The sequence below is a fragment of the Geminocystis sp. CENA526 genome (assembly GCF_050753365.1).
Classification (GTDB): domain Bacteria; phylum Cyanobacteriota; class Cyanobacteriia; order Cyanobacteriales; family Cyanobacteriaceae; genus Geminocystis.
The window spans coordinates 25,661-32,014 of sequence record NZ_JBLZFY010000047.1 but is presented as its reverse complement, the minus strand read 5'-3'; the positions used below and the strand labels follow the sequence as shown (position 1 = coordinate 32,014).

Here is a 6,354-nt window from a genome sequence, read left to right as displayed (position 1 = left end):
GGGTAGGGATCATTAAAGTACCGAACCAACCTACATATAAGCGGTTGTTGGTAGAAGTGATCCACTGACAAAACTGCTCCCATGAGGAAGACTGTTGTTGTTGTAAAGTGGTAGTCATGTTCTTATGATTGCGTTATAAATTTTTCGAGGTACAAATTTGTGATTGCTCACATTTATATAATGACAAATTTATTAAGAATTGTAAAGGTTTCTCAGAATAAAATAATTTATGACAATGATAAGAAAAACTAATGACTTGAATTCGATCGAGCCTAAGTCTGTAAGGTAAAGGATAAAGCTATAATTGATTTATTGATTAACAGAGAATGAGATGATGACAACAACAGCAGATGATGTTTGGCAACTACTAAGAGAATTAGTACAGGCTCAAAAAGAAACAGAAAGACGTTTTCAGGAAACAGAGCGTGTTTTGAAAGAACAATCTTTGGAAACAGAAAGACGTTTTCAAGAAACAGAACGTGTTTTGAAAGAACAATCTTTGAAAACAGAAAGACGTTTTCAAGAAACAGAACGTATTTTGAAAGAACAATCTCGAAAAACAGATCGACAAATCAAGCAAGTTAGCGAACAAATCGGTAAATTAGGTAATCGTTTAGGGGAGTTTGTCGAGTGGCAAGTGCGCCCATCGGCGGTGGAGTTATTTCGAGAAAGAGGTATTGATGTTCATGAATTACACTCTGATGTATCTGTAAAAAGGGTTGATGGTGGTTTAGAAGTCGATTTATTGGTGGTTAATGATACAGAAGTGGTATTAGTGGAGGTGAAAAGTAAATTAACTCAGAGAGATGTGGATGAACATTTAGAGCGTTTAAGTAAATTTAAAAAATTTATGCCCCGTTATCAAAATATGAAGGCTTATGGTGCTGTAGCGGCCATGGTTGTCAGTGATGAGGTAGCAAATTATGCTTATAGTAAGGGTTTATTTGTTTTAGCTCAAAGTGGGGAGAATATGACTATTACGAATACGAAAGAATTTAAGCCCCAAGTATGGTAACTTCGATTATAATTCGATCGAACCCCTAATCCGAAAAAGCTCGTATTTAAACTTTAGAATATAGTATCATTGAGAGGCACGAAGCAATCTCCTGTATCAAATTTTTATGTTTATTAAAGATAAAAAACATCACTTTTAAATTAAAATATCAATTAGAATTATGAATAGTTGATTATGGAGGTTAATTGAATTTTGTAACTGTTGAACAAGCAATTAAATCCGTGCAAATTTGCCAAAATCTTTCCGATTTTTATCAAGATATAGTCTTATTTCGTTTTGATAAGTTAAAGGGTGAGATTTACATTTTGGCAGGAGAAAATATTGAAATTATCATATATTCAGATGGAAATTGGGAGTTTTTACCGAATGAAAACTAATTTTGAAACAATGACAAAAGCTGAATTGAGAGCCTATGTATTAAGTCATAAAGACGATGAAGAAGCATTAAGGGTTTTGATGAGTCGCCGTAGTGGTATTAAATATCAATTTGAGAATACAGAAGAAGGTAAACAACAAATTAAAAACTTAATTCAACAAAAAATAGAGGGTAAATTATAATTCGATCGAACCCCTAATTAGCCCTCTTTTGTCAAACTCCGAATCAACTATCAATAAATAAAACAAACTATCCAGTAGGAAAATATAATTTATCTACATGAGCTATAGATAGTAAATTATTGAATCCTTCTAATAATAGAGATAAACTTGAACGATTAGGGGAATCAGCTAAGGAAATCTTGAAAGAAAAAGGCTTAAAAAATGAGGAAAAATGGAATAAATTAATAGCACTTTATCAAGGACATCCAACATGATTAAAGATTATTTCAAGTACGTTCGAGCAGTTATATAATGGCGATGTTACTGAATTTTTAAACGAAGAAGATGATTTATTTATCGGTGATATAAAACTTTATTTACAACCTCTTTTAAAACGTTTATCATCCTTAGAATATGAAGTTATAAAGTTGTTAGCTGATCAAAATCAACCTGTAAATATTGCTCAAATTTTAACTAACTTAGAATTATCAAAATCACAATTAGTTATGTTAATTCAATCTTTATTACGCCGTTGTTTAGTCGAAAAAATAGTTATTGATGAACAGTGTTACTATGAATTAAATCAGATATTTAAAGAATATTTAAAATCATAGCTAATTAAAATATTTGTTATTGTAATTGTATTACAATGATTGGGAATCAGCAATTAATTTGAGAATATCTTTAGGTGATAAACGATTTTTAAACCAGATTAAACGATGGGGTAAATCTTGAAAATTAACTCCAGCTTTTGCTAAATTTAAACGCTCACAAACTGCTAAAATTAAGTTATCAATTTCTGCTCGACTAACTTGATAGAATTTTTTTTGTAAATAATTAGGATGCCAAAAACCTACTATTTCTAAGAGAAAATATCGCCCGTCAGGATGCACTAATCGAAAATCTGGTATCATCACACTACCGGGTAAAGGAATTAAATCTACTTCTCTTTCTAAGCGCCATTCCGTGTTTAATTTATCCCAATTATTGGCAAAAGATTCTTCTAACATACTGTCATAACTATAATTGTTGGGATAATGACTTACTAAACCGCATTGATTATTTAGCTGAAAATAAAGGGTTTTTTCTCCACTACCAAAACTATCTTTCATGCGCAATTTTGCTTCTAAATTCCACTTGCTCACATGAAGTAAAGCTGGTATCATCTTGGCTAAGGCTAAACCATAACGAGTGCTAGTCTTAAATAAACTGGTAGGACCGTCGATCGTAATAGTAAAGCCTGTATCAGCATCTCCCTCAATATAGGACATCAACTGAAATAATTTTAAGTAACGAAATAATAGTTTATACTGTCCGGGGTCATTGCGATAGGCGTTGATAACAATATTCGTGGCGCGATATAAAATTCCTTGTACTTGAGAAACATTATAACGGTGAATGAGACTTTCGGGGGTTGGCGCTTCAAATTGCGTCAGAATACGATTTTCTTGTAAGTCTGCGTATAAGCCTTGTTCTACTTCTGAGGGTAGTACTTCTTTCTTTAATTCTATACTTAATTGGGATGCGATCGAATCTAAAGTTGAACCTCGATAATCTGGTAAGGGGGGATTTTCGGCGGCGAGGGTAAAGACTTTTTCTCGCAAGATGGTAGGATTAAGAGGACTAATAATTTCAAACTGAGCAAAACTATTTTTGAGTAAATGGGATAAACCGCGCTTAATTTTATATTCTGGACTATCTCCTTCCAATTCTTGCAATTTTTCGTCTAATTCTCCTTGAGTTTTCCCGACATAATCTTGATAACAGTATATTAGTTCTAGTGCCATATCCAAAAATTCTGGCTGTAGAGGTAATTTTTTGGGAATGATACCTTGTCCACTATAACGATAAATTAATAATTCACTTTTGAGCATGGGAAAAATTGAGATTCAAATTAATAACGCATTAAAACCAGCTTGTACAAAATGACGATCGGAAGTAAGAGCATCAGTTATATTTTGTGCTATCATCAAAGAAAAGGAAATACAATCTATTAATCCCCATTGTTTATCCTGACGAGATTCATAAAGAATTAAGCCTTCTCTAAATAATTCAGGAGTAACATTAACTACTTTAATATTTTCAGTAGTGTAACATTGTTTGATAAAATTCACTACTTTAGCTCGATCGAAACGACTCAAAGCATTACCAATTTCCATTAAAATAGCTTCTGTTGTCCATATTTCTTGAGCATTTTCAACTAACGGTAATAATTTTAACGCTGACTGGTGATATTGGTCACGGCGGTTTAAAATAGCCTGAATAAAGGCAGTATCTAAAAATAGTCTTTCTCTATTCATTTTCTTGATTTTGTTTTGGTATTCCATACAGATAATGATCGTGTTGCTGTGACCAATCTTCAGGTGCTTCAATACTTCCAGCCATTTCTTTGAGGCTATTCCACGCATTAACTGATTGTTTTTGACTTTCTATGGTTGTCATAATCATCTTTGCGATTTCCTCTTGTTTTGATTCCGACAATTCGGATAATTTACTGATTGCTTTTTCTAATTGTTGAATCATCATTTTTATTAATAGTTTTAAGCATTATTTGTTACTAATTTATCATAACTAATTTAGGAGAACCAGAATTATCAACTGTCAACTATTCACTATTGACTATTTTATTCACAGTAATTTCTTCTTTAATAGTCATAATAGGTACTTGATGAAAATAGGTTTTTTGTAAGTTTTCCTGTGCTATTATCTCTTCAAAAAGATGCTTTACTTTTAGATAATTTTCTGGTAAAAATGTCGATCGATTTTCACTAAATTTTATTTTATCATCTATAACGGTATAAGTTATATGCAAATTGTCTAAACTGTTGAGAATAATTGACAAAGTTTCTTTTTTTACTGATAACGTTGAACATATTTGCTCGATCGAACTTAATTGATTATGTTTTATACTATTTTTAATAAGTTGAATAAAAGTTATCCAAAGTTGTTCGATTTCAGAATTATTATTATGGGTATAAGCTAACACTAAATCTTTATTTTTAGTCATGGCTTGTTGTGATTTGTCGAATACTTCTTGCCATTGTAAAGGACATTCTTTAACTGCAATTTTTTCCTCGTGAATAGTTTTTAAGGAAATAATATCGTGACGATAATCTAAGATATTGAGGGGATAATTAATATTATTCTCAAATCTAGTATTATTCTGAATATTGATAAGTTGAATTATTTTGATAAAGTATATCTTTTTTTCTTGGTTATAGTCTAATTGACAAATAACATCATAACGACAATTTGGATTAATTTCACTACTATAATGTCCTTCCCATTTTCCGTTAAATCCTTGTTGATTTTTGTCATCGTTAAGGATAAAAAAGACAATGTTGTGAGCTAAATTTTCGTTACTTATATCTTGAGTTTTAATATCTTTAATGTTTGTAAACCAACAATTTTTTATTAATAACTGAGGTAACTCTTGATAAATATTGAATCTTTTAATTAATTTTAAATCTTTATATAAATTTTTGCCTAAATTCTCGATCGAAACCCTTAAATAAGTATTTTTAGTTGAGTATAATTGAGGGTTAGTATTTCTTAATTGTTGATTGAGATTATTGGTTAATAACTCAATATTTTCAGCAGATAAAGAGATTTCGATGTGTTGATGATATTTACTTAAACTTATTAATAAATACTGTTGATTTTGCAGTATATTCCATAAATCTAGGTTATGGCATGAATAAGCAAAACCCCGTACGATCGAACCCTCATTATGGGAAAATAAAATAGTAGGATGTTGATATTTTTCACTAATAAAACTACCAATTAAAGGAAATAATTTTTTATCCCATTGATTATCCTCAATCACAATAACTCTATCGTTAAATAAATCTAAATTAGCTATTTTTTTGTGAAATTGTTTAAGAATTTTCTCTTTTAAACCTAAAAATGTGTCATAAGATTTTTCTACATTTGCCATTAATCTGCCTCGTCTGCTTCTATCTTCAGTGGTAAATAATTCAATCACTAAATTACTGTCATTAATAATATTAAAAACTTTTAACCACATTCCTAAACCTTGCTTATAATCAATCACATCAATTTTTTTATGTTCACATTTATCCACGAATAATTTAATAGCATAACGATTTTTATTATCAATTAATTCACTTCCTTTAAGCATCCAGAAAAGATATTCCCCTTGTAAAATATCACCATTAGCTAACAATCCTAAAGTAACTAAATCTAACAATTCTTCGGTATTTTTCTGAGAATATTTATGATAAAAACTCTCTAAAAATTTATAAGCAATAGCCACCGCCGAAAAATGATAAAAAGGATGATTTTTAGCGAAATTAAGGGGATTTAAACAAGAAATTACATTGGCTCGATCGATCGCTAAACTATGATGATCTATGATAATAATATCAATACCTAAATCTTGCACATAATTAATCACCTCAAAATTATCACACTCAAGATCGACAAGAATAATTACATGAGGATTTTGTTGAACTAAAAAGTCAACATTTTCTTTGGTGAATCCTTCCACATCAGAAATATAATGAGTTAAAAGGTTATTCTCTCCAGAAAAAAAAGACTTTAAACCCTCTATTAAGACAGTCGTTGCCATCACTCCATCGATACGAGAATCACCCCAAATCACCACTTTTTCTTGATTGATAAATGCTTGGTGTAAACGATGGATTCCCCTTTTCATTTCCTGCCCAAATTCATCACCAGAAAGAGAATTATAATAATCTAAATCCAATAATTTATTGTCCATTCAACATCTTCAATAATTATGATTTTTTTCCTGTAAAATAAATATTTTGCCTCTGCTT

8 protein-coding genes and 1 pseudogene are annotated in these 6,354 nt (G+C 30.5%); 4 read left to right on the top strand and 5 right to left on the bottom strand.

The genetic code is table 11. The annotated features are described in order from the left end of the window. Positions 1 to 118, bottom strand: a pseudogene (locus ACN4EE_RS13350) (photosystem II q(b) protein); the annotation flags it as partial. A gap of 216 nt (positions 119 to 334) precedes the next feature. Here ACN4EE_RS13350 and ACN4EE_RS13345 point away from each other — a divergent pair. The 4 genes from ACN4EE_RS13345 to ACN4EE_RS13330 all read left to right on the top strand — a co-directional run bounded on the left by ACN4EE_RS13345 (position 335) and on the right by ACN4EE_RS13330 (position 2,166). Then, the gene (locus tag ACN4EE_RS13345) at positions 335 to 1,015 is read left to right on the top strand and encodes a hypothetical protein (RefSeq protein ID WP_431706947.1); all 681 of its coding nucleotides are present in this window, start codon (positions 335 to 337) and stop codon (positions 1,013 to 1,015) included. Between the two features lie 185 nt (positions 1,016 to 1,200). Beyond that, positions 1,201 to 1,392 (top strand): DUF6888 family protein, encoded by a 192-nt coding sequence (locus ACN4EE_RS13340; protein ID WP_431706943.1) that lies wholly within the window; start codon positions 1,201 to 1,203, stop codon positions 1,390 to 1,392. Then, a complete protein-coding gene (locus tag ACN4EE_RS13335; RefSeq protein ID WP_431706942.1) occupies positions 1,382 to 1,573 on the top strand; it encodes a DUF6887 family protein in 192 nt (63 codons plus the stop codon). The genes ACN4EE_RS13340 and ACN4EE_RS13335 overlap by 11 nt, the downstream gene beginning before the upstream one ends. A 407-nt stretch (positions 1,574 to 1,980) precedes the next feature. After that, complete coding sequence (locus tag ACN4EE_RS13330) at positions 1,981 to 2,166, top strand: hypothetical protein (RefSeq protein WP_431706941.1); 186 nt, start codon at positions 1,981 to 1,983, stop codon at positions 2,164 to 2,166. 30 nt (positions 2,167 to 2,196) lie between these two features. Here ACN4EE_RS13330 and ACN4EE_RS13325 read toward each other — a convergent pair whose 3' ends face one another. The 4 genes from ACN4EE_RS13325 to ACN4EE_RS13310 form a co-directional block, all read right to left on the bottom strand. Continuing rightward, positions 2,197 to 3,426, bottom strand: coding sequence for a DUF790 family protein (locus ACN4EE_RS13325; protein WP_431706940.1), 1,230 nt, complete (start codon positions 3,424 to 3,426; stop codon positions 2,197 to 2,199). Between the two features lie 15 nt (positions 3,427 to 3,441). Next, positions 3,442 to 3,852 carry a type II toxin-antitoxin system VapC family toxin gene (locus tag ACN4EE_RS13320; protein WP_431706946.1) on the bottom strand — a complete coding sequence of 137 codons (411 nt, stop codon included), beginning with the start codon at positions 3,850 to 3,852 and terminating at the stop codon, positions 3,442 to 3,444. Further along, complete coding sequence (locus ACN4EE_RS13315; RefSeq protein WP_431706939.1) at positions 3,845 to 4,078, bottom strand: hypothetical protein; 234 nt, start codon at positions 4,076 to 4,078, stop codon at positions 3,845 to 3,847. Before ACN4EE_RS13315 ends, ACN4EE_RS13320 begins: the two co-directional genes overlap by 8 nt. A 79-nt stretch (positions 4,079 to 4,157) precedes the next feature. Continuing rightward, positions 4,158 to 6,296, bottom strand: coding sequence for a DHH family phosphoesterase (locus tag ACN4EE_RS13310; RefSeq protein WP_431706938.1), 2,139 nt, complete (start codon positions 6,294 to 6,296; stop codon positions 4,158 to 4,160). Positions 6,297 to 6,354 lie beyond the last annotated feature (58 nt).

What these genes read in the sequence shown, in the direction of transcription:
- ACN4EE_RS13345 (WP_431706947.1), top strand. Translation starts at nt 335, where the DNA reads ATGACAACAACAGCAGATGATGTTTGGCAACTACTAAGAGAATTAGTA.
- ACN4EE_RS13335 (WP_431706942.1), top strand. Translation starts at nt 1,382, where the DNA reads ATGAAAACTAATTTTGAAACAATGACAAAAGCTGAATTGAGAGCCTAT.
- ACN4EE_RS13325 (WP_431706940.1), bottom strand. Translation starts at nt 3,426, where the DNA reads ATGCTCAAAAGTGAATTATTAATTTATCGTTATAGTGGACAAGGTATC.
- ACN4EE_RS13320 (WP_431706946.1), bottom strand. Translation starts at nt 3,852, where the DNA reads ATGAATAGAGAAAGACTATTTTTAGATACTGCCTTTATTCAGGCTATT.
- ACN4EE_RS13315 (WP_431706939.1), bottom strand. Translation starts at nt 4,078, where the DNA reads ATGATGATTCAACAATTAGAAAAAGCAATCAGTAAATTATCCGAATTG.
- ACN4EE_RS13310 (WP_431706938.1), bottom strand. Translation starts at nt 6,296, where the DNA reads ATGGACAATAAATTATTGGATTTAGATTATTATAATTCTCTTTCTGGT.